The sequence below is a fragment of the Amaricoccus sp. B4 genome (genome assembly GCF_043226085.1).
Lineage (GTDB): Bacteria > Pseudomonadota > Alphaproteobacteria > Rhodobacterales > Rhodobacteraceae > Amaricoccus.
Window position 1 is genome coordinate 1,461,229 of record NZ_CP171225.1, and the last position, 21,941, is coordinate 1,483,169.

The 21,941-nt window shown below is 66.8% G+C and carries 21 protein-coding genes and 1 tRNA gene; 5 read left to right on the forward strand and 17 right to left on the reverse strand.

From position 1 onward, the window contains the following. Positions 1 to 6: 6 nt before the first annotated feature. From ACF66B_RS07090 to hmgA, 10 genes are all read right to left on the reverse strand, one after another. Positions 7 to 468, reverse strand: coding sequence for a MarR family transcriptional regulator (locus tag ACF66B_RS07090; RefSeq protein WP_392664470.1), 462 nt, complete (start codon positions 466 to 468; stop codon positions 7 to 9). 23 nt (positions 469 to 491) lie between these two features. Continuing rightward, the gene (locus tag ACF66B_RS07095) at positions 492 to 1,802 is read right to left on the reverse strand and encodes a TRAP transporter large permease (protein WP_111430817.1); all 1,311 of its coding nucleotides are present in this window, start codon (positions 1,800 to 1,802) and stop codon (positions 492 to 494) included. Beyond that, on the reverse strand, positions 1,799 to 2,251 hold the full coding sequence (locus ACF66B_RS07100; RefSeq protein WP_111430816.1) for a TRAP transporter small permease: 453 nt from the start codon (positions 2,249 to 2,251) through the stop codon (positions 1,799 to 1,801). The genes ACF66B_RS07095 and ACF66B_RS07100 overlap by 4 nt, the downstream gene beginning before the upstream one ends. Continuing rightward, entirely contained in the window at positions 2,248 to 3,261 is a 1,014-nt protein-coding gene (locus tag ACF66B_RS07105) for a TRAP transporter substrate-binding protein (RefSeq protein ID WP_111430815.1), read from the reverse strand. The genes ACF66B_RS07100 and ACF66B_RS07105 overlap by 4 nt, the downstream gene beginning before the upstream one ends. Before the next feature lie 88 nt (positions 3,262 to 3,349). After that, positions 3,350 to 4,024, reverse strand: a complete 675-nt coding sequence (gene maiA / locus ACF66B_RS07110) for a maleylacetoacetate isomerase (RefSeq protein WP_111430814.1) — start codon at positions 4,022 to 4,024, stop codon at positions 3,350 to 3,352. Further along, a complete protein-coding gene (locus ACF66B_RS07115; protein WP_111430813.1) occupies positions 4,017 to 4,280 on the reverse strand; it encodes a DUF2783 domain-containing protein in 264 nt (87 codons plus the stop codon). The genes maiA and ACF66B_RS07115 overlap by 8 nt, the downstream gene beginning before the upstream one ends. Before the next feature lie 5 nt (positions 4,281 to 4,285). Continuing rightward, positions 4,286 to 5,908 carry an FAD-dependent oxidoreductase gene (locus ACF66B_RS07120; protein ID WP_111430812.1) on the reverse strand — a complete coding sequence of 541 codons (1,623 nt, stop codon included), beginning with the start codon at positions 5,906 to 5,908 and terminating at the stop codon, positions 4,286 to 4,288. Between the two features lie 27 nt (positions 5,909 to 5,935). Further along, positions 5,936 to 6,886: an MBL fold metallo-hydrolase gene (locus ACF66B_RS07125; RefSeq protein ID WP_111430811.1), complete on the reverse strand. Its 951-nt coding sequence runs from the start codon at positions 6,884 to 6,886 to the stop codon at positions 5,936 to 5,938. Between the two features lie 13 nt (positions 6,887 to 6,899). Continuing rightward, the gene (gene fahA / locus ACF66B_RS07130; protein ID WP_111430810.1) at positions 6,900 to 8,162 is read right to left on the reverse strand and encodes a fumarylacetoacetase; all 1,263 of its coding nucleotides are present in this window, start codon (positions 8,160 to 8,162) and stop codon (positions 6,900 to 6,902) included. Positions 8,163 to 8,245: 83 nt separating this feature from the next. Beyond that, on the reverse strand, positions 8,246 to 9,613 hold the full coding sequence (gene hmgA, locus ACF66B_RS07135) for a homogentisate 1,2-dioxygenase (protein WP_111430809.1): 1,368 nt from the start codon (positions 9,611 to 9,613) through the stop codon (positions 8,246 to 8,248). A 70-nt stretch (positions 9,614 to 9,683) separates the two neighbouring features. Here hmgA and ACF66B_RS07140 point away from each other — a divergent pair, with 70 nt between their 5' ends. Further along, positions 9,684 to 10,124 (forward strand): MarR family transcriptional regulator, encoded by a 441-nt coding sequence (locus ACF66B_RS07140; protein ID WP_111430808.1) that lies wholly within the window; start codon positions 9,684 to 9,686, stop codon positions 10,122 to 10,124. A gap of 24 nt (positions 10,125 to 10,148) precedes the next feature. Here the strand turns inward: ACF66B_RS07140 and ACF66B_RS07145 are convergent, their stop codons facing one another. From ACF66B_RS07145 to ACF66B_RS07160, 4 genes are all read right to left on the reverse strand, one after another. Next, positions 10,149 to 11,555: an aldehyde dehydrogenase family protein gene (locus tag ACF66B_RS07145; protein WP_111430807.1), complete on the reverse strand. Its 1,407-nt coding sequence runs from the start codon at positions 11,553 to 11,555 to the stop codon at positions 10,149 to 10,151. A 149-nt stretch (positions 11,556 to 11,704) separates the two neighbouring features. Further along, a complete protein-coding gene (locus tag ACF66B_RS07150) occupies positions 11,705 to 12,064 on the reverse strand; it encodes a cupin domain-containing protein (protein ID WP_392664478.1) in 360 nt (119 codons plus the stop codon). 26 nt (positions 12,065 to 12,090) lie between these two features. Continuing rightward, positions 12,091 to 13,413 (reverse strand): NAD(P)/FAD-dependent oxidoreductase, encoded by a 1,323-nt coding sequence (locus ACF66B_RS07155; RefSeq protein WP_392664480.1) that lies wholly within the window; start codon positions 13,411 to 13,413, stop codon positions 12,091 to 12,093. A 207-nt stretch (positions 13,414 to 13,620) separates the two neighbouring features. Then, entirely contained in the window at positions 13,621 to 15,075 is a 1,455-nt protein-coding gene (locus ACF66B_RS07160; RefSeq protein ID WP_392664483.1) for an APC family permease, read from the reverse strand. Positions 15,076 to 15,262: 187 nt separating this feature from the next. On the opposite strand from ACF66B_RS07160, the gene ACF66B_RS07165 reads away from it, so the two are divergent. After that, entirely contained in the window at positions 15,263 to 16,303 is a 1,041-nt protein-coding gene (locus ACF66B_RS07165; RefSeq protein ID WP_162683342.1) for an AraC family transcriptional regulator, read from the forward strand. A 294-nt stretch (positions 16,304 to 16,597) separates the two neighbouring features. Here ACF66B_RS07165 and ACF66B_RS07170 read toward each other — a convergent pair whose 3' ends face one another. Then, complete coding sequence (locus ACF66B_RS07170; protein ID WP_111430804.1) at positions 16,598 to 17,146, reverse strand: hypothetical protein; 549 nt, start codon at positions 17,144 to 17,146, stop codon at positions 16,598 to 16,600. Between the two features lie 95 nt (positions 17,147 to 17,241). Continuing rightward, positions 17,242 to 19,437 (reverse strand): excinuclease ABC subunit UvrB, encoded by a 2,196-nt coding sequence (gene uvrB / locus ACF66B_RS07175; RefSeq protein WP_111430803.1) that lies wholly within the window; start codon positions 19,435 to 19,437, stop codon positions 17,242 to 17,244. A 348-nt stretch (positions 19,438 to 19,785) separates the two neighbouring features. On the opposite strand from uvrB, the gene ACF66B_RS07180 reads away from it, so the two are divergent. Together ACF66B_RS07180 and ACF66B_RS07185 are read left to right on the forward strand one after the other, a co-directional pair. After that, entirely contained in the window at positions 19,786 to 20,097 is a 312-nt protein-coding gene (locus ACF66B_RS07180) for an ETC complex I subunit (RefSeq protein WP_111430802.1), read from the forward strand. A gap of 5 nt (positions 20,098 to 20,102) precedes the next feature. Then, a tRNA-Arg gene (locus tag ACF66B_RS07185) sits at positions 20,103 to 20,179 on the forward strand. Positions 20,180 to 20,400: 221 nt separating this feature from the next. On the opposite strand, the gene ACF66B_RS07190 is transcribed toward ACF66B_RS07185, so the two are convergent. Beyond that, the gene (locus ACF66B_RS07190; protein WP_111430801.1) at positions 20,401 to 21,273 is read right to left on the reverse strand and encodes a M10 family metallopeptidase C-terminal domain-containing protein; all 873 of its coding nucleotides are present in this window, start codon (positions 21,271 to 21,273) and stop codon (positions 20,401 to 20,403) included. Between the two features lie 241 nt (positions 21,274 to 21,514). On the opposite strand from ACF66B_RS07190, the gene ACF66B_RS07195 reads away from it, so the two are divergent. Next, the gene (locus ACF66B_RS07195) at positions 21,515 to 21,823 is read left to right on the forward strand and encodes a hypothetical protein (RefSeq protein WP_111430800.1); all 309 of its coding nucleotides are present in this window, start codon (positions 21,515 to 21,517) and stop codon (positions 21,821 to 21,823) included. The last annotated feature ends 118 nt before the right edge of the window (positions 21,824 to 21,941 follow it).

Genomic DNA, 21,941 nt, shown 5'->3' on the forward strand with positions numbered 1-21,941 from the left:
CGGGGCTCAGAGCTGCGAGAGTTCGTCGAGGAGGTCGAGCAGGCGGCGGTGCTTCTCCGGGCCGAGCCTTTCCTCGAAGGCCTTCGCGATCCGCCGCGACTCGCCGATGTTCGAGTAGATGACGGCGGCGCCCGCCTCGGCGAGCGAGATGGTCTGGCGCCGCCGGTCGGAGGTGTCGCGGACGCGCCTGACCATCTCCTTCTCCACGAGGATCTGGATGGTCCGGCTGAGGCTCGGGGCCTGCAGGCAGGCCAGCTCGCCGATCGCGGTGATCGGCATCGGCCCGTGCTCGTCCAGCACCCGCAGGATGCGCCACTGCTGTTCGGTGACGCCCGCCTTCGCCAGCATCTCGCGAAATGGCCCCATCACCCGTTCCCGCGCCCGGATGAGCGCGATCGGCAGCGATCTCGATGTCGGCGGGTAGCGCGCGTCATCGGGCTCACGCGCTGGGCGGGCGGGGGTGCTCACGGGGGATGGCCTCTCGCTGGGTTTCATTGCAGCAATACCAGCGAGATCCACGGCACCGCAATCAGCAGGCCGAGGCGGACGATGTCGGCGACCCAGAACGGCAGGACGCCGCGGAAGATGGTCGCGAGCCCGACATCGGGCAGGTTCGCCCGGAGCACGAAGACGTTCATCCCGACCGGCGGGGTTATCAGGCTGATCTCCGTCACCACGACGACGATGATGGCAAACCAGATCAGCGCCATTTCGGGATCGGCGAGCAGGCCGGTTCCGAAATCGAGCTGCTCGATGATCGGATAGAAGACCGGCACGGTCAGCAGGATCATCGAGAGGCTCTCGAAGACGCAGCCCATCACCAGGTAGATCGCGACCATGATCGCGATCACGACCCAGGCCGAGACGTCGAGGTCGTAGACGATGTCGACGAGCGCGTCGGGAAGGCCCGCGAAATTCACGAAGGCCGAGAAGATCTCCGCGCCGATGATTATGGCGAAGATCATCGCCGAGGAGACGACGCTTTCGAGGCAGGCGCCCCAGAAATCGCTGAAGCTCAGGCCGCGGATGGCGAGGGCGAGGAGGAGGGCAAAGAGCGCGCCCATGCCGGCGGCCTCGATCGGGGTGAAGAAGCCGCCGTAGATCCCCACCATGATGAAGGTAAAGAGCGCCAGCGTGCCGAGCACGCCGACCTTGTCGCGCTGCGACATGGGCTCGGGCTGCGAGACGGGCGGGGCGAGCGCGGGGTTCAGCCGCACCGCGACGATGACGGCGAGCATGTAGAGCAGGATCCCGAGGAGCCCGGGCACGAGACCGGCGATGAAGAGCTTGCCGATGTCGGATTCCGTCAGCAGGCCGAAGATGATGAGGATCACCGAGGGCGGGATGAGGATCCCCAGCGTGCCGCCCGCGGCAATCGCGCCCGTCGCCAGGCTGTCGGCATAGCCGAAGCGGCGCATCGGCGGCATGGCGACGCGCGACATGGTGGCCGCGGTGGCCAGCGACGAGCCCGAGACGGCGGAGAAGCCGCCGCAGCTCAGGACGGTTGCGAGCGCGAGGCCGCCGCGCATCCGGCCGAAGAGGCGGTCGGCCCCGGCGAAGAGCCCGTGGGCGATGCCGGAGCGCGCCAGCACGTTGCCCATGAAGATGAAGAGCGGCACCACGGAGAGCGAGTAGCTCAGACCGGTCTCGAAGACGGTCGTGCCGACCATGGCGCCGGTCGCCTCGATGCCGCGCATGGCGGCGAAGCCGCCGGCCCCCACCAGCGCCATGGCGAACGCGATGGGAACGCGCGCGAAGACCAGGACGAGCAGGACGGCAAGCCCGATGAGCGAGATGGTCATGTCCGCACCGCCCGCCTGATCCCGAACCATGCCGCAAGCAGGCAGCACACGGCGCCGAGCGCCGCGAACGGCCAGTAGGGCACGCCGAGCGAGACGGAACGGGACCCCTCGTGCAGCTGGTTGAGGCCGAGACGTCCGAGCTGCCAGGCGAAGTAGACGAGCACGGCGGCCGATATCGCGGCGGCGGCGAGGCCCAGCCGGTGGTTCACGCGCGTCGGGAGCACGCTGACGAGCAGGTCGACCTCGACATGCGACCCGCTCTTGCTGACCAGCGGCAGGGCAGCGAAGACGAGAGCTCCGAGGATGAGCTCGGTCATCTCGAAGGCCCCCGAAAGGGGGGCGTTCATGAGATAGCGGCCGACCACATCGACCGCCGTCACGGCGATGAGGGCGAGCAGCAGCAGCGCCACCAGCCCTTCGAGACCACGGATCAGCACGCGCTGGGTCATTCCGAGATGCCTGTCATCTGGCGGAAGCGCGCGAGGGCCGCCTGGCCGTCATAATCGGCCCCGAGGCCGTCGGCCCAGGCCGCCTCACGCTGCGCCGCGTGCTCGCTTATGGCCGCAAGCACGGGCTCGGGCGCCGCGTAGACCTCGATCCCGGCCGCGGCGATTTCCGCCGTGGCGGCGGTGTCGGCATCATTCCAGGCCTTGCCGACGCGCTCGGCGAAGGCGAGGCCGGAGATCTTCTCGATGGCGGCCTGGTCCTCCGGGCTGATCTCGTCCCATTTGTCCTGGTCCATCACCATGAACCATGTGGTGTTGTAGATGCCGCCCGGCACCGTCATCGAATACTTGATGTAGTCCGTCAGATTGAACGCGGTGAGGGCCTCGTAGGTGAAGGCGACGCCGTCGATCACCCCGCGCGACAGCTTCTCGTAGACCTCGGGCGAGGACATGAAGACCGGCGTCGCCCCCAGATCGCCGGTCAGATCGGCGATGTAGCCGCCGGGAACGCGGATCTTCAGCCCCTGGAAATCCTCCGGCGTCTCGATCTTGCGGACGTTGTTGTGCAGGAGGCCCGGGCCATGGACGAAGAGGCCGAGCAGCTTGGTGCCCGCGTGCTCCTGCACCGCGCCGAGGTCTTCGGTGTAGACGGTCCAGAAGGCTTTCGAGGCCTCGACGGCATCGTCGCCCAGAAACGAGAACTGGCCGATCTTCGCGTTCTCGAAGCGATCGTCCTCGGTGAAGCTGTGGAGGCCGTAGGTAATGTCGGCCACCCCGTCGCGCGCCATGTCGAAATGAGCGGGCGGCGTGCCGAGCGGCTTGCGGAGCACGCGCACGCTCACGCGGCCGTCGGTCACCTGCTCGACCTCTTCCGCCCAGGGCTCGATCGCGTTGACGACGATCGGGTGGCGCGGCGGCAGCCAGCTCGACAGCACGAGCGTGGTCTCCGCCAGCACGGGCGACGCCATCAGGTTGAGCGCAAGCGTGGCGCAGATCGCAGGATAGAGTTTCATGTTCAGTCCTCCCTGTTGTTTTCCGGCGGGTGGCCCGGCCTTTCGCGTCCTGGCCGGACCATCGCCACCGGGTTGATCGGGTTACGGGTCAGGCGGGGCCGCCGGCGGCGGCCCTCGCCCGGTCGGGATGCGCGGCGATGAACGCCGGGTGCGCCCCGCAGGCTGCGTCGATCTCGCGGAGCCGGGGCATGCCCGACAGGTCCACCTCCCAGCGCCGCGCATTGTAGAGCTGGGGCACGATGCAGAGATCGGCGCGGGTGATCTCGCGCCCGAAGGCATAAGGGCCGGGACCGGCGAGCATCGTCTCGAGCGCCTGGAGTTCGGGCGTCAGTATCGCCCGGACCCATTCGCCCCGCGCCTCCGGCCGGCCGGTGAGGGCTTCGATGCGCGCCAGGATGCGCACGTTGCAGACCGGATGCATTTCGGCCGCGATGGCAAGCACGGCGGCCTCGATCCGCGCCTGCAGGAGCGGATCGGCGGGGCGGAGCGCCAGCCGCCCGGTCGCCTCGAGATAGTCGAGGATGGCCAGCGACTGGGTGAGCCGGGCGCCGTCGATCTCGAGCACCGGCACCAGCCCCTGGGGATTGCGGGCAAGATGCTCGGGGCTGCGCTGGTCCTGCGCCAGAAGATCGACCGCGCGGGTGCGGTATGCGATCCCGGCGAGGTTCAGCGCGATCCGCACCCGGTAGCTCGCCGAGCTGCGCCAGTAGTCCCAGAGGACGACCGTGCCGGCGGACGGGGGGCTCGTCCGCCGGTCAGGCACCCTGCGGCTCCGTTGCCCGGTCGGGCCGCACCGCGGCAGCCGCCTCCCCCGCCGGGATGGCCGCTTCGGGGCGGGTTGCGGCGCGCAGGGCTTCGCAGAGCAGGGCGTTGTCGCCCAGCTGGTTGGCAAGGATGAGGATCAGCCGCGCGTTGAAGGCGTCGCTTTCCGGTTTGCTGAGGTGTTCGTGCGCGGCGACGAGATCGGCGTAGAAATCGTCGGGGCGGGCGATGTTGGGGCTCAGGGTCAGGCTTGCCATTGGTCTCACTCCCTGCCGAGCGCGCGCCGCAGGGCCGCACGCACCGCGTTGTCGTCGAAGGCCGGCCAGCGCGCGGCGACGTGCTGGTCGGGGCGGATCAGGTAGACGGCCGCGGACGCGTCGCCGAGATAGCGCGCGCGGAGCACACCATCCGGATCGGAGGCCGTGTCGAGCGCGAGGCGGGTGGCCACGATGCCGTTCTCCTCGATCGAGGCCGGGGCCTCGGCGTCGATCGTCATCAGCGTGAAGCCCCCGCCGAGCCGCTCGAGCAGGTAGCCCCCGCCTGCGGGCGCATCCGGGCAGGCCGCGCCGGGGCGGGTGCGGGCCGGGCCGTCCGCGAGACCATCCGGCGTGTTGAGCGCGGAGCCGTCATAGACGCAGGGCACCGACAGGCGGCCCGAGTTCACCAGCGGCCGGGCGAAGGCATGCTGCTCGGCGAGATCGAGGACGGCATCGCGGAAGATGCGGCTGATCTCGGACTTCGGCGTGATGAAGTCGGTCGAGCGGGTCGAGTTGAGGATGTTCTCGTCCGCGCCATGAACCCGCTCGGCATCGTAGCTGTCGAGCAGGCTTTCGGGCGCGTGGCCGCCGATCACCAGGGCGAGCTTCCAGCCGAGGTTGTCGACATCCTGAATGCCCGAGTTGGCGCCGCGGGCGCCGAAGGGCGAGACCTGATGCGCGGCATCGCCGGCAAAGATCACGCGCCCGTGCCGGAAGCGTTCCATCCGCTTGCACTGGAAGGTGTAGATCGAGGACCAGACAATGTCGTAGTCGACGCCTTCGCCCAGCATCGAGTCGAGCCGGCGCCGGATGTTCTCCTCCTTCATCTCTTCCTTGCGATCGACCTCCCAGCCGATCTGGAAATCGACGCGCCAGGTGTCGTCCGGCTGCCGGTGGAGAAGGGTCGAGGCGCCGCCGACATGGGGCGGGTCGAACCAGAACCAGCGCTCGGTCGGGAAATCCGCCTTCATGCGGATATCGGCAATGAGGAAGCTGTCCCTGAAGACCTTGCCGCCGAAATCGTAGCCGAGCATGTTGCGGAGCGGCGAGTTCGCGCCGTCGCAGCCGATCAGCCAGTCGGCCTCGAGCCTGTAGGGGCCGTCGGGGGTCATCACCTCGAGGGTGACGTGGTCGTCATGGGCCTCGACGCCGTCCACCCGGTTCTTGCCGCGGATCTCGATCGGCGCGCCCCGGGCCTGCGCCTCGCGCACCCGCTCGATCAGGAACTGCTCGAAATAGGGCTGCTGGAGGTTGATGAAGGCCGGGAACTTGTGGCCGTCCTCCGGCAGGAGATCGAATTCGAAGATCTTGCGATCCTGGTGGAAGACCTTGCCGACATTCCACACGATGCCCTTGTCGAGCATCGGCAGGGCGCAGCCGTAGCGGTCGGCGATCTCGAGGGTGCGCTTGGCAAAGCAGATGGCCCGGCTTCCCATGCCGACCCCCTCGTGATCGTCGAGCACCACCACCGGAATTCCCTGCAGGCCGAGGTCGAGGGCGGCGGCGATCCCGATGGGGCCGCCTCCCATGACAACGACCGGGTGGCGCACCGGCGCATCGGCGTCCTGATCCACGCTGCGTGCGTATGGATAGAGCCTGAACGCCAGCATGTAGCGATCCTGGAACATTTTCTTTTTTCCTCCCTGGGTTCCGGCTCAGCCCTGCAGCTGGTTCCACATTTCCCGGTCGCGCTCGGCGGTCCACACGCGCGGCGTGTCGATGCCGCGGGCCTCGTCGTAGGCACGGGCGACGTTGAACGGCAGGCAGTGCTCGTAGATGGCGTAGTCGGCGAATTTCGGATCGCATTCCGCGCGTACGGCGTCCCAGGCTTCCTTCAGGGATCCGCCGCGGGCGACGACGCGCTCGACGGGCTTGAAGGTGGAGCGGACGAATTCGCCGGTGTTTTCCAGCGCCCGGGCGACCATCTCGGGACCGACCAGCGCATCGCCGCGGCCCGGAGCGATCGATTTCGGCTCGAACTCGGCGATGGCCGCGAGCGTGTCGGGCCAGTCGCGGAAATGGCCGTCGCCGCAGTAGCAGGCCGAGTGGAACTCGACGATGTCGCCGGTGAACATCACTTCCTGGTCCGGCACCCAGACCACCGCGTCCCCGGCGGTGTGGGCGCGGCCGAGATGGAGGATGTCCACCCGGCGGTTGCCGAGATAGACCGTCATCGCATCCGAGAAGGTCGTGGTGGGCCAGGTGAGGCCGGGGATCTCGTCATGGCCCTGGAAGAGCCGGGGGAAGCGGCCGAATTCGCTGTCCCAGTCTTCCCGGCCGCGTTCGGCCACCATGGCGCGGGCGGTATCGCTCATGATGATCTCGCGCGCGCCGTAGGCCGAGGCGCCGAGCACGCGGACCGCGTGATAGTGGGTCAGCACCACATGGCTGATCGGCTTGTCCGTCACGCTGCGCACGCAGTCGATGACCTTTCGTGCCAGCCGCGGCGTCGCCTGCGCCTCGACGATCATCACGCTCTCGTCGCCGATGATGACGCCGGTGTTGGGGTCGCCCTCGGCGGTGAAGGCGTAGAGCCCCTCGCCGACTTCGGTGAAGCTGACGGTCTTTTCCGCGAGATCGCCTGCGGAAGCGAATGCCTTTGACATTGTCTTGTCCTTTCTAGCGTGCGTAGGGATCGGCGAGCGCGGGCAGGACCTTGCCGGCGCACTCTCCGAATCCGATTCTGTAGCCGTCGCCGCGGGCCGCGCCGCGCAGGTTCAGGGTGTCGTTGTCGTCGATGAAGCTGCGGGTCGCGCCGCCTTCGAGCGTGAACGGCTCCTTGCCGCCCCAGGACAGCTCGAGGAGCGAGCCGCGCGCGTCCTTCTCCGGGCCCGAGATCGTGCCCGAGCCGAGCAGGTCGCCCACCCGCATCGCGCAACCCGACGTGGTGTGATGCGCGAGCTGCTGCGCCGCGGAATAGTACATCTCGCGGTAGTTCGTGCGCGAGATGACGGTTTCGGTGCCACCCTCCGGCGTCAGGCCGACCTCCAGCGCGATGTCGTAGAGGCCCGGCCGGGCTTCGGCGAGATAGGGCAGAAGCTCCTTCTCGCGCGCGGGCGTCGGCGTGCGGAACGGCTCCAGCGCGGCGGCGGTGACGATCCAGGGGCTGATCGTCGTGGCGGTGGCCTTGGCCTGGAACGGCCCCAGCGGCTGGTATTCCCAGGCCTGGATGTCACGCGCCGACCAGTCGTTGAGCAGCACGTAGCCGAAGATCATCGCCTCGGCCTCGGCCACGGTGACGGGCCGGCCCGCGGTGGAGGGCTGGCCGACGATCGCGCCGAACTCGAGCTCGATGTCGAAGCGCTGCGAGGGCGCGAAGCGGGGGGCCGGGTCGTTCGGTCCCTTGAGCTGCCCCCAGGGCCGGCGGACATCGGTGCCCGAGACCACCACCGAGGAGGCGCGGCCGTTGTAGCCGATCGGGATGTGCAGCCAGTTCGGAGGCAGCGCATTCTCGGGGCCGCGGAACATCGTGCCCACGTTGAAGGCGTGGTTCTTCGAGGCGTAGAAGTCGGTGTATTCGGCGACGGTGAACGGCATGTGCATGCGCACGGCCGAAAGCGGCACCAGATACGGCCGGACCTGTTCGGCCTGCGCCGCCCCGTCCGAGAGCAGGCGGATGAGGTCCGCGCGCAGGGCGGCCCAGGTTTCGGGGCCGGCGGCCATCAGCGCGTTCCAGGCCGGCGCGGGGAAGTAGGGGCCGCCGGCGAGCGGCAGAAGGCCGGCGGCCTCGGCGGCCCTCAGGTCGAGGACGCTGTCGCCGATCGCGACGCCGCACCGGGGCTGCGCGCCGTCGGTGGAGAAGACGCCATAGGGCAGGTTGTTGAGCGGGAAGTCGCAATCGGGCGCGTTTGCGCCTGCGACCCAGCTGCGCATCAGGGGCACGGGGGGTGTCCTCCTTTGAAGTGTTTTTCTGGCTCCGTCCGCGCCGCCACTGGTGCGGTGGCGCGGGGTGGATCGCGGTCGGATCAGTCCCAGTTGCCCTGTGGCGTGCCGTCGAAGCGCTTCTTCAGGCTGTCCCAGCAGTCGATATACGTGTCCTGCAGCGGCGCTTCCTTCGCGGCGAACTCGGTGAGCTGCTGCGGGAAGCGGGTCTCGAACATGAAGGACATCGTGTTGTCGAGCTTCTCGGGGCGAAGATCCGCGAAGGTCGCCTTCTCGAAGGCTTCGTTGTCGGGCCCGTGCGGAAGCATCATGTTGTGCAGGCTGATCCCGCCCGGCACGAAGCCCTGCGGCTTGGCGTCGTATTCGCCGTAGATGTTGCCCATGAGCTCGGACATGACGTTCTTGTGGTACCACGGCGGCCGGAAGGTGTTTTCCATCGTCATCCAGCGTTCGCGGAACAGCACGAAGTCGATGTTTGCGGTGCCGGGGACGCCCGAGGGGGCGGTCAGCACGGTGAAGATCGACGGGTCGGGATGATCGAACAGGATGGCGCCGATCGGGCAGTAAGTGCGGAGATCGTATTTCACCGGCGCGTAGTTGCCGTGCCAGGCGACGACATCGAGCGGCGAGTGGTCGATCTCGGTGGCGTGGAACTGTCCGCACCACTTGACGATCACGCGGGAGGGCACGTCGCGGTCCTCGAAGGCCGCCACGGGGGTCTTGAAGTCGCGGCGGTTGGCCATGCAGTTCGCGCCGATCGGGCCGCGGCCCGGCAGCTCGAGCTTCTGGCCGTAGTTCTCGCAGACGAAGCCGCGGGCGGGGCCCTCGATCACCTCGACCCGGTAGACGAGACCGCGGGGCAGGATGGCGATCTCCTTCGGCTCGAGGTCGATGATCCCGAGCTCGGTGCAGAAGCGCAGGCGGCCCTCCTGCGGCACGACCAGCAGCTCGCTGTCGGCGGAGAAGAAGTATTCGTCTTCCATCGAGGCGGTGGCGAGATAGACGTGTGCCGCCATGCCGACCTGGGTGTTGACGTCGCCCGCGGTCGTCATGGTGCGCATGCCGGTCACGAAGGTCTGCGGCACGTCGGAGTGCGGCACCGGATCCCAGCGGTACTGGCCGAGCGAGGTGACCTCGGGCAGCACGTGCGGTGCGGACTTCCAGTAGGGCATGTCGATGCGGCTGAAGCGGCCGACATGCTTCACCGACGGCCGGATACGGTAGCACCAGGTGCGTTCGTTCTGATGCGAGGGGGCGGTGAAGGCGGTGCCGGTCAGCTGTTCGCCATAGAGCCCGTAGGCGCATTTCTGCGGGCTGTTCATCCCCTGCGGCAGCGCGCCCGGCAGGGCCTCGGTTTCGAAGTCGTTGCCGAAGCCCGGCATGTAGCCCGCGGTCGTGCCGCAGGGCGCTTCGGCGCGGGTCAGGCCCTGCGCGGTGAACTGGTCGTCCATGTTAACCTCCTCCATTTGGTTGCTGTGTTAAAAGTTGCATTTGTAACCATCAAGACGTAATCTTGCCCCCATGACACATTCAGATGACCCCGACTTCGATCTGGCAGATTTCCTGCCGTATCTGCTGAACCAGGCTGCCGAAGCCGCCAGCCTGGGCTTCCAGAACATTTACCGTAATGATTACGGCATGTTGCGGACGGAGTGGCGGATCCTCTTCCATCTCGGCCGCTACGGCGACATGACCGCGACCGAGATCGGCAAGCGCTCCCTGATCCACAAGACCAAGATCTCCCGCGCCGTTACCGCGCTCGAGGAGAAGCGATTCCTCATGCGCAAGGACTTCGACTCGGACCGGCGCTCCGCGAGCCTTTCGCTCACCGCGGCAGGCCGGACGGCCTACCGCAAGCTCACGAAACAGGCCGCCGACTACGACCGCTCGCTCGCCCGGGCCTTCAGCGCGGAAGAGCAGGCGGTCCTCCGGAAGTGCCTCCGGCAGCTCGCTGCGCGGTAGCGGCCGCGGCTCCGCCGCACCGGATCAGGAGAACACGACCTGGATGTCGGTGTATTCGGCGAGGCCCTCTTCCGCGAACTCGACGCCCAGCCCGGATTTCTTCACCCCGCCAAAGGGAGCGTTGGGCTGGATCGCGCCGTGCCGGTTGATCCAGACCGAGCCGCATTCGAGGCGCTGGGCGAGTTGCCGGCCCGCCGCGATGTCCGAGGTCCAGATCGAGCCGCCGAGGCCGTTCTCCGAAGCGTTTGCCGCCGCGATCGCCTCCTCGACATCGGAGAAGGCGATGATCGGCAGGGCCGGGCCGAACTGCTCCTCGTCGACGAGCGGATCGCCGTTCTTCAGGCCCGCGACAAGGGTCGGCGGGAAGAACAGCCCCGTGCCCGCCTCGCCCCCGAGAAGGACGCGGCCCTTGGTCTTCGCATCCTCGACGAGGCGCCGGACCTTCTCGAACTGCATGGCGTTCTGGATCGGCCCGAGGATGCTCTGCTCGTCCATGCCGTCGCCGACGCGGATGGTCCGGGCATAGGCGACGAGCGCCTCGCAGACTGCGTCGTGGATGCTTTCGTGCACGTAGAGCCGCTTCATGGCCGCGCAGGTCTGGCCGTTGTTGAGGAAGGCGCCCCAGAAGAGCCCTTCGGCGATGGCCTGCGGATCGGCATCCGCCAGCACGATCCCCGCATCGTTGCCGCCGAGCTCGAGGGTCAGCCGCTTCATGGTCTCGGCCGCCGATCGCATCACCCGCGCGCCGGTGGCGCAGGAGCCGGTGAAGACGATCTTGCGGATGTCGGGATGGGCCGACATCGCCGCCCCGAGGTTGGAGACCTTGTCATCGCAGGTGACCACGTTGACGACGCCGGCCGGAAGCACCTCGCTCATGATCTCGACGAGACGGATGGTCGAGAGCGGGGTCAGCGGCGAGGGCTTGATGACCACGGTATTGCCGGTGCGGATGGCGGGCAGGATGTGCCAGACCGCGATCATGACCGGGAAGTTCCAGGGCGTGATCGAGCCGACCACACCGAGCGGCTTGCGGTGCAGTTCCACGCGGGCGGCGTTGTCGTCCTGCAGGACCTTCACCGGCAGCGACAGCCCTGCGGTGTAGGCCGCCCAGGCCTGCGCCCCGCCGATTTCCCAGCGCGAACCCATGCCGCCGAGCGGTTTGCCCTGCTCCCTGGTGACGAGCTGCGCGAGCTCCTCGGCATGCGCCCCGATCCGCGCGGCCACGGCCTCGCAGGCGGCGCGGCGCGCCTCGTCGGGCGTTTGCGACCAGCTTTCGAAGGCGGCTTTCGCCGCGGCGACCGCACGGTCGAGGTGCGCCTCGGTCGCATTGGGGGCGTGGCCCGCGATGTCACCGCTCGACGGGTTGTAGACCGGAAACGTGGCTTCGACCGAGACGGGCGCGCCGTTGATGGACAAGCTGAAAATGCTCATGCCCTGTTTTCTCCCTGATATCTTTGCCGGGCGGCCGCGCTGCTGCGGCCGCCCTTTTTCTGCATGGATGGACCTGGTCGGCGCCGGAGGCGGACGGGCCGCGTCCGCGACGGACGCAGGCACTGCCTCCAAGCGGGCCCGGGGCGCCCTCAGGCGACGGCGAGGTAGTTCTTGACGAAGCGGTCGGTCTTCACCGTCCACAGCACCGGCGTGCCCTTCTCGACGAACCAGCCCTCGCCGGGGCCGTAGGTGCGGCTCTCGCCGGTCGCCTCGTTCTTCAGCGTGACCTCGCCCTCGACCACGACGGCGTGCTCGTTGAACGGGTAGGTCATGCGGAAGACGCCCCTGGTGGCGCCGAAGTAGGCGCAGGAGACCGGATCGGCAGGCGCGCCGAACACCATCTTGCCCAGCGCGGCGCATTCGCCCTCGAGGATCTCGGAGCCGAGATCGGCGACGGTGCCCCAGCTGTCGAGCGCGGGAATGGTGTTGGTGTCGAACGGGGTCATCATCTTGGTCTTCTCCTGTGGTTTGGGAATTAGCGGCGGCCGTTGAAGTAGCCGGAGAGCTGGTGCCAGGCCTTGGCGGCGCTGGTGATCGGCGCCCGCGCGGCGTCTCGGCCGAGGATGGAGACATGCGGGATCGAGCTCATGAGATCGTAGCGGGCCGATCCCTCGCTCATGCCTTCCGCCAGCACCTTGCAGACGATGTGGCTCGGCGTGACGCCAAAGCCGGAGTAGCCCTGGACGTAGAAGGCGTTCGGGCGGCCATCGAGCGTGCCGATCTGCGGGAAGAGATTGGCCGAGCAGGCCATCGGTCCGCCCCAGGCGAGCTCGACCTTCACGTCCGCGAGATAGGGGAAGGTCTTCAGCATCAGGGCGCGGTTCCAGCCCGCAAGATCCTCGGGAATGTAGTCGAAGAGCCGGGTCGCGGACCCGTAGAGCAGCCGGTTCTCCCGCGTCACCCGGAAGTAGTCGATGACCGGGCGGATGTCGGAATAGGCGCCCCGGATCGGGCTGATCCGCTCGATCAGCGCATCGGACAGCGGCTCGGTCGCGATCTGGAAGGCGTAGGTGTTGATCGTCTTGCCGTAGATGGAGGGTTCGAGCTTGTTGAGGAAGCTGTCGCAGGCCCAGAGCAGCTTGGAGGCCGTCACCTTGCCCGCGTTGGTCCGCACGGTGATGCGATCCCCATAGTCGACCGAAATGACGGGGCTGTTCTCAAAGATCCGCGCGCCATGCGAGGCGAGCGCCTGCGCTTCTCCCAGCAGCAGGTTGAGCGAATGGACATGGCCGCCGCCCATGTGTTTCAGCACCCCGGCATAGACGTCGGAGCCGATCACCGAGCTGACCGCCGCGCCGGTCAGCAGCTCGATGTCCTCGTCCGGATCGACCGCGCTGAACTCCTTTTCCCAGGTGCGCAGCGTCTTCACCTGCCGTTCGTTGTAGGCGAGGTAGCCATAGCCCTGGCAGAAATCGGCGTTGATGCCGTATTTCTCGATGCGCTCCCGGATGATGCCCGCGCCGAGGTTGGCGATCTTGAAGAGCGTCTCGAGCCCTTCCGGCCCGACGTGCTTCTTGACGGCGTTGAGATCGTGGCCGATGCCGGCCATCACCTGCCCGCCGTTGCGGCCGGTGCCGCCGTAGCCGAGGTGTTTCGCCTCGAGCACGACGACGTCGGTGATGCCCTTTTCGGCGAGTTCGAGCGCGGTGTTGATGCCCGAGAACCCGCCGCCGATCACCACGACATCGGCTTCGATGTCCTGCGTCAGGCGGGGAAAGGCGAGATCGTATTTCTTCGTGGCGGTGTAGTAGTTGAGCGCGTCAAGGCGGTTCATGATGCGTCTGTCCAGGGCAGCCATGGGCAATCCTCCCGGTTGGCGCCGGATGCGGTCCGGCGCGGCGTTTCGGTGGGTTGGGGGTGGGGCGCCGGTCAGGCTGGCGCCGGTTCGAGGTGGGGTCCGGTCTGGAGCGGTCGCGGTGCCGGAGCGCGACCGGCTCAGTAGCGGCTCACCCAGTCCGGCATGATGACGCCGAGGGCGAGAGCGCAGAGTGCGGAGGACTGGCGGTCAGATTTCGGCAACCGCCTGGCCGAGCGCCTCGTAGAGGGCCGGGCGCCGGGCACGCAGGACGAGGGCGTAGAGCAGACCGAAGAGCCCGGCGGCGACGACGATCAGCGGGAGGAACCAGACGATCGGATTGTCGGTCCCTGCCAGAAGCGGCAGGTTGAGGATTACCACGGTGAGCGCAAGCGCGAGCCCGGCGACCGCGAGGGACGGCGCGATGACGCGAGGCCAGGCTCCGAGCCCCTGCGGCAGGCTCCGGAAGTAGGCGATGATCGAGACCGAGACCAGGATCTGCACCAGAAGGATGCCGATGACCGCGATCGCCGAAGTCCAGGAGAAGACGACCGCGTAGGGGTCGAGGCCGGAGATCACGAAGGCAAGGAGCAGCAGGAGGGCAATGATGCTCTGGGCGCGGCCGGCGATATGCGGCGAGCCGTGAACTTCATGCACCTGGCCGAGCCCGCGATGCAGCACGCCTTCGCGCCCCAGGGCGAAGAAGTAGCGGTTGATGGTGTTGTGGAACGAGAGGGCGGAGGCGAAGAGGCTGACGATCAGGAGAAGCTCCATCGTCGCGACCGACCAGGGCCCGAGCACGTCGGCCGCGGCGGTGAAGAAGAAGCTGTCGAGCCCGGCGAGCGCTGCGTCCTGAGCCGCGGCGGGACCGTAGTAGAGCGTGATGCACCAGGTCGAGAAGGCATAGAACCCGGCGATCAGAGCCACGGCCGAGAAGGTCGCGACGGGGATTGTCCGTTCGGGGTGCCTAGCTTCCTCGGAGAAGATCGCGGTGGCCTCGAAGCCCATGAAGGAGCCGACGACGAAGACGAGCGCAACGCCGATCCCGGGCACGAAGACGCTCGAGGGCGCGAAGGAGGTGAGGTTGATGCCGGCCGGGCCGCCGCCGCGCAGAAGAATGCCGAGATCGAGCAGCAGCAGGATCGCCACTTCGGCCAGCATGCAGGCGCCGAGCAGCTTGCCGGAGAACGCGATGTTCCGCGCGCCGCAGAGCCAGATCACCCCCTTCACAACGATGATCGGCACCCACCAGACGACCTCGACGCCGAGACGTGAGAGGGCGCCAGAGACGAAGATCCCGAAGAGCACGTAGACCGCGATCTGGATCGACTTGTAGGTCAGGATCGCCATGCTCGCCGCGGCGACGCCGACCGGCCGGCCGAGCCCCTTGGCGACATAGGTGTAGAAGCCGCCGGCCGATCCGGCGAAGCGGCTCATGGCGGTGAAGCCGACCGAGAAGACAAGGTAGAGTAGCCCCGCGAGCAGATAGATCCCCGGGACTCCCGCGCCGTTGCCGAAGGCGAACGCGGCGGGCGATGCGCCCACCACGGAGGCCAGCGGCGCCGCGGCGGCAACGACGAAGAAGACGATATGGGCAGGTCCGATGGATCCCCGGGCAAGCTGGGGCGCGGTCGGCTGCGCGTCGGGCAATGGAGAATTGGTCACAGGTGGCAGTCTCCCGTTGGTGGTGCGAACGAATTTGGTCTTGATTGATTGGGTGAGATAGAACCTAGGGGAATGGCTGCCCTGCGCAGATTGCAATTCACGCCAATTATTCGATAACATGCGCCAAGGGCGATGTGCGGCGGGCCGGGTCTTGGGGATCTGGCCCTGCGAAAGGAGAAAACTGGGGGTGGAGGCATCTTCGGCGGGCAGCCGATCCGGGGCCGGGCGCATCGCGCTGATCCGTGTCTCGTCCCTCGCGCCGATCGTCGCCGAACTCGACCGCCGGGCACACCGCGCGGAGAAGCTGATGGCGCGCCACATGCTGACGCGGGCGCAGCTGAAGGACCCCTACTGCGAGATCCCGCTCGCGCGCTACGTCGCCTTTCTCGAGGATGCTGCCGCGATCGATGGCGATCCGCATTTCGCGGCGCGGGTGGGGACCGGGTTCCGGCCGTCCCATCTCGGCCCGGTGGGGCTGCTGTTCAACTCCTCCTCCTCGCTGCATCGCGGCCTGAACCGGCTTGCCCGGTTCCTGATGGCCTGGCAGGGCGGGACCGCCGTCCGGGTGCATTCCGAGGAGGATCTGCTGATCTGGGACTATCGGCTCGAGGATCCCGAGCTGTGGCCGCGCCAGCAGGACAACGAGTTTACCGTGGCGGCGACCCTTGCGATTGCGCGCGATGCCTTCGGGCGCTCCGCCCGTCCGCTCGAGATCCATCTCGAGCACAAGCGCCCCGAGGACGCCTCCGAGGCCGCACGCATCTTCGGGCTGCAGCCCCTCTACGGCGCGCCGGCAAATCGCCTCGTCTTCGACCTGCGGGAAGCCGATCGCCCGCACCGGCAAGAGGACCGGGATCTGATCGCGATCCTCGAGCGCCATGTCGATGATCTCTATCAGCCCGCCGGAGACGGGGACGGGCTGCTGGGCAAGGTCCGCACGCTGATCGGCCTGCACCTGAGCGAGGGGCGCATCGGCCTGCCGCTCATCGCGGCCGAGCTCAACATCTCGACCCGGACCCTGCAGAGGCGGCTTGCCGCGCACGACACTTCCCTGCGCACCCTGATCCAGGAAAGGCGGATGGACCTCGCCCAGGTTCATCTGCGGCAGGGCCGCTCCTCGAATGCCGAGATCGCACGGGCGCTCGGCTATTCCGACAGCACGGCGTTCTGGCGCGCCTTCAAGTCCCACACCGGTGTGTCCCCGTCAGAATTCCGGCCGGGACGCTGAGCGAAGAGCCTGCGGGGTGCGGTGAAAACGGGGCGTTTCACCGTGAAAATTACACCAAATAATTGATATTTATAGATAAAATTCCTAAAGATTCATTAACGGGGCTGTGGGCGGTGGCTTTGCTTCGCCGGACGGCACGCAAGGACGAGTGGCAGAGGCACCGGAGCGGCGCCCAGCAGCATCGCCGTCTTCTCCGAGAGCTGGGCCCGGGCCGAGGGGTTTCTGGTGAAGAACCTCGCGACGGGGGAGTGAGGGGGCAGCAGGGCGCGCGGTGCCGGCGCAGCCCGGGCGCTTTCATGTCGCCTTCCATCCCGGCAGATCCGGGAGCGTGGCTTCAAGATACGGAACGCCCGGCCTTGCTGCTGCGGCGCATTCGACCGCCGCCGCGAGAACAGATTTCACCGGTGCGATCCCGGCAGGAAGGTCGGGTTTCTCGCTGGCATCTGTTTCGATACAGGTTTCCGTGTCGGACCAGTATTCGTCGTCTGACCAGATTGCATTATCGTCCCAGACACGGTCGAGCGGCTTGACGTTCGGTTTCCGCACCAGACGCGGTTTGCTGCCGACAAGCTCGCCGTGCTTGATCGCGAAGGCGAAATCCCTCAGCAGACGATAGGGCTGGTTTCTCGCCGCAACCTTGGCTCTGAACGTGCCGTCATCGGGAGGGGGCGCAGGGTGGCCTGCGGGGCCGTTGGTGTTCTTCCATTCCGCATGCAGGAGGCCCCAGAAGGCGTCGGCGGCAAGGATGGCATTCACCGCGAGGCGCATATCGCCGACATTCCGGCGTTGCGCCGCGACATTCGGCCTTACCACCTCTTCGAGAAACACCTCCGCCGTCAGCATCCTTCAGCCTTTCCGAGTGCCGCGCTGCGGCGCTCAAATCGTCGACAGGTGTCCCGCAGAGGGGCTTTCGCCGGGCATTGCGCGGCCCCCCGGCATCAGCCCATCCGCTTCTGGCTCTTGCCCCTGTAGGTCCGTGTGCCGCCCCTGCCGGCGGTCGAGCGGCCCCTGCCCTTCACGGCTTCCTCGGCGGCCTGATCTATCGCGGCCTGACGGGCAAGGGGGTCGTCGGCGACGGCGAGTTCGACCGCCTCGAGGCGCTTGATCTCGTCGCGGAGGCGGGCGGCCTCCTCGAATTCGAGGTTCTCGGCGGCCTTCAGCATCTCCTTGTGGAGCGCATCGAGATGGGTGCGGAGATTGGCGCCGACGAGCGGCTTCGCCGCGACCTTCGCAGTGACGCGCGACATGTCGGTGTCGCCCTTGAAGACGCCCTCGAGCACGTCGGCGACGTTCTTGCGCACCGTCGCCGGGGTGATGCCGTGCTCCTCGTTGTAGGCGACCTGCTTCTCCCGGCGGCGGTTGGTCTCGGCGATGGCGCGCTCCATCGAGCCGGTGATGTGATCGGCATACATGATGACCCGACCATCGGCGTTGCGCGCGGCTCGGCCCACGGTCTGGATGAGCGAGGTCTCGGAGCGCAGGAAGCCCTCCTTGTCGGCGTCGAGGATCGCCACCAGCGCGCATTCGGGGATGTCGAGCCCCTCGCGCAGCAGGTTGATGCCCACGAGCACGTCGAAGGCGCCGAGGCGCAGGTCGCGCAGGATCTCGATGCGTTCGAGCGTGTCGATGTCGGAATGCATGTAGCGCACCCGGATGCCCTGCTCGTGCAGGTATTCCGTGAGATCCTCGGCCATGCGCTTGGTGAGCACGGTGACGAGCACGCGGTTGCCCGCGCCCGCGACCTTGCGGACCTCGTCGAGCAGGTCGTCGACCTGCATCTCGACGGGGCGGATCTCGACCGGCGGATCGAGAAGGCCGGTGGGGCGGATCACCTGTTCGGTGAAGACACCGCCCGCCTGCTCCAGCTCCCAGGCGGCGGGGGTTGCGGAGACGAAGACCGACTGGGGCCGCATCGCGTCCCATTCCTCGAACTTCAGCGGGCGGTTGTCGGTGCAGGAGGGCAGCCGGAAGCCGTGCTCGGCCAGCGTGAACTTGCGCCGGAAGTCGCCGCGATACATGCCGCCGATCTGCGGGACCGACACATGGCTCTCGTCGGCGAAGACGATGGCGTTGTCGGGGATATACTCGAAGAGCGTGGGCGGCGGCTCGCCGGGCTTGCGGCCCGTGAGATAGCGCGAGTAGTTCTCGATGCCGTTGCAGACGCCGGTGGCCTCCAGCATCTCGAGGTCGAAGTTCGTGCGCTGCTCCAGCCGCTGGGCCTCGAGGAGCTTGCCCTCGGCGACGAGCTGGTCGACGCGGATGCGGAGCTCTTCCTTGATGCCCTTGATCGCCTGGCGCATCGTCGGGCGCGGCGTCACGTAATGGCTGTTGGCGTAGACGCGGACCTTGTCGAGCGACTCGGTCTTTGCCCCGGTCAGCGTGTCGAACTCGTGGATCGCCTCGAGATCGTCGCCGAAGAAGGAGAGCCGCCAGGCGCGATCGTCCATGTGGGCCGGCCAGATCTCGAGCGAATCGCCGCGGACCCGGAAGCAGCCGCGCTGGAAACCCTGATCGTTGCGGTGGTATTGCTGTTCCACCAGACCGGCGATCACGTCGCGCTGGGCATAGGCCTGGCCGACGATGAGATCCTGGGTCATCGCACCGTAGGTCTCGACCGAGCCGATGCCGTAGATGCAGGAGACGGAGGCGACGATGATGACGTCGTCGCGTTCGAGAAGAGCCCGGGTGGCGGCGTGCCGCATCCGGTTGATCTGCTCGTTGATCTGGGATTCCTTCTCGATATAGGTGTCCGAGCGGGCGACGTAGGCCTCCGGCTGGTAGTAGTCGTAGTAGGAGACGAAATACTCCACGGAATTTTCCGGGAAGAAGCCCTTGAACTCGCCGTAAAGTTGGGCGGCCAGGGTCTTGTTCGGGGCGAGAATGATCGCGGGGCGCTGGGTGGCCTCGATGACCTTGGCAATGGTAAAGGTCTTGCCGGTGCCGGTGGCGCCGAGCAGGACCTGGTTATGCTCGCCGGCGCGAATGCCTTCGGAAAGCTCGGCAATTGCCGTGGGCTGGTCGCCCGCGGGCTCGAATTCGGATCTGAGCACGAAGCGCCGGCCGCCCTCGAGCTTGTCGCGGGCGGGCTTTGCGGGCTGCGGCAGGATCAGCGGTCCGTCGGTTGCGCTGGGCATCGAAATCTCCCGGAAGGTCCTTTCCACATTGGCCTTTGGAGCGCCATTGGCAAGGTTAAGAAGTCGTTAACGAAGGTTAAAATTTTCCACCTTCAATACAGTCGATTTTAAGTAACTAAACCATTGCGTGTATGCCCGGTATGCGTGTATTACTAATCCTGCAAGCAGCACAGTGGTCGTCAGCCGGGTGCGCACACCCACCCCACCCCTCGCTCCCTCGTATCCGGTTGACGACCCGATCCCCTGCTCCCCTCCCCTCCCCCCGCAGATCTCCCCCCAAGCCAACGGCTTGATCCCGCGCCGGCAATTGGCCATAAGCGGAGACGTGTCTTGTGCGGAGTTGGTCCGATGATCGCCAGAATTTTCAAGCCCGCCCGGAATGCCATGCAGTCGGGTCAGGCCAGGACGAAGCGCTGGGTTCTCGAGTTCGTGCCGGCAGAGGCACGCACCCTCGATCCGCTCATGGGCTGGACCGGCTCGGGCGACATGAACTCCCAGGTGCGGCTGAGCTTCGACACCAAGGAAGAGGCCGTTGCCTATGCCGAGAAGAACGGCATCGTGCATCAGGTCTTCGAGCCGAAGCCGCGGGCGCATGTGCTCCGGCAGAACGGCTATGGCGACAACTTCGCCGCCCAGCGCCGCGGCGCCTGGACGCACTGAGAGACGGCCCCTTAGCTCAACAGGATAGAGCAGCTGACTTCTAATCAGCAGGTTCCGGGTTCGAGTCCTGGAGGGGTCGCCAATCCTTTCTTGATATAGCGCGAGTCTGCTTCAGAGTGAATGGCACTCTGAATGCGGGACGTCGCTCTGGTCGGCGCGCTGATTGCCATTCCGTGGCTGGCAACTGACCAGTCCTCGCCGAAGTGCAGGCCGAGGCGACAAGCCGGATGCATCACCCCGGCTTACGCGCCCATGACCGCTCGTCCATGTGAGATGTGAGACGCCCGGCGTCAATCGGCCGCGTCACAAGAGAAAATCGCCACGCCCCAGCGATGAAAGGTCAGAGATCTCGATCTCGAAATCGGCGCGCCCGTCTCCATTGGTGTCAGCCCTCAGGATTTCGTTGTGAAACCGGAGTTCGCCGGCGTGGCCACCAAAGGCATCATGCCCGATGAAATGAAACGCCTGATCGCCTCTGGCCTTCGTGTTCGCATCGATCGCCGCCAAGACGATAACGTCGTGCCCTCGTTCGAAATCCAGGATCGCGTCGCGCTCGCTCCCCCGCCCGGCCTCGGCCGCCGACCTGAAGACGAAGCGGTCATCACCGCTGTCACCGGTGAGCTTGTCCCGGCCGAGGCCACCGCGGAGCATGTCGCCGCCCGCGCCGCCGGAAAGCTCGTCGCGGCCGCCATCCCCGAACAGGCGATCGTTCCCGCCCCCGCCATAAAGCTTATCGCTGCCCGCTCCGCCGCTGATCGCATCGCGGCCGCTGCCGCCGTCAAGAGCATCATTGCCCCCGTTGCCCTTGATGCGATCGGCGCTGCCAAAGCCGAACAGCACGTCGTTTTGCGAGGAGCCGACAAGCTGGTCTGAGCCTGAGAGCAGGTAGCCTACTGCCCGTTCTGCATTGCCCGACTCCATGTAGGTGTAAAATGTGTGGGCGTCGCGACGGATTCCAGAAACTTCATACCAGGTTACACCCCGGTATGATTCGGAATACCCCATAAGCGTCCCGTAAACATTGTAGAACAGGTCATAGCTGAACTTACCGGTGTAGACTTGGGTCCACCCGCCGTCCTGTAATTGGATCGTCTTGTCGTTTGCAACGGTGATGGTTCCATACCAGCCGGAAAGTGCGCCCATATCTACGGCGAAATATGCCTTTGCATAGGCCATCTTAAATTCCTCACTAAAATATCTTGCGCGGAGCAGAGCAGCGCCTCGCGCATTGCCAATCCTACCTCAAGAATGGAGGTCGCTCCACGCGTTCTGACAGGGTTGGTTATCCTCCGGGGAGGGCTTCGCGCTGGCGGCAGCCGCGCGTCGTTTCGTGCGTCTTCGGAAACTTGCTTGTGGTCATTATTGCTTCACATCTACACACTCAATGTTGGCGCGGGGAGGAAGACAGGAGACGCATATGAGCACAGGAGCCGAGGCGATCGCCGAGGAACGGCGGCGCCAGATCGAGGTTGAGGGCTTCACCGCCGAACATGACGATCAGTATCTGAAGGGCGAACTGGCCCGGAGCGCCAACGCCCTCCTCCGCTGGGGCCGCTTCCCGCAGTGGCGTGCAGAGCCGCCGGGCGACTGGTGGCTGCCCGCGGCCTTCTGGAAGCCGCGCGACCGCCGCGCGAACCTCGTGCGGGCCGGGGCGATGATCGCCGCCGAGATTGACCGGCTGGACCGGCTTGCCGCACGCGAAGAGCGGGGAGACAGTGCCGCCTGACGCGGACGAGGCCATGGCTCACTGCTGCGGCCGCCGTCATCAGGGCGACCCTGACGAAACGCTCCTGGCCAAGCTTCCTCGCGGAACTCGCCACATAAGCGCTCCCACCACCGCTGGC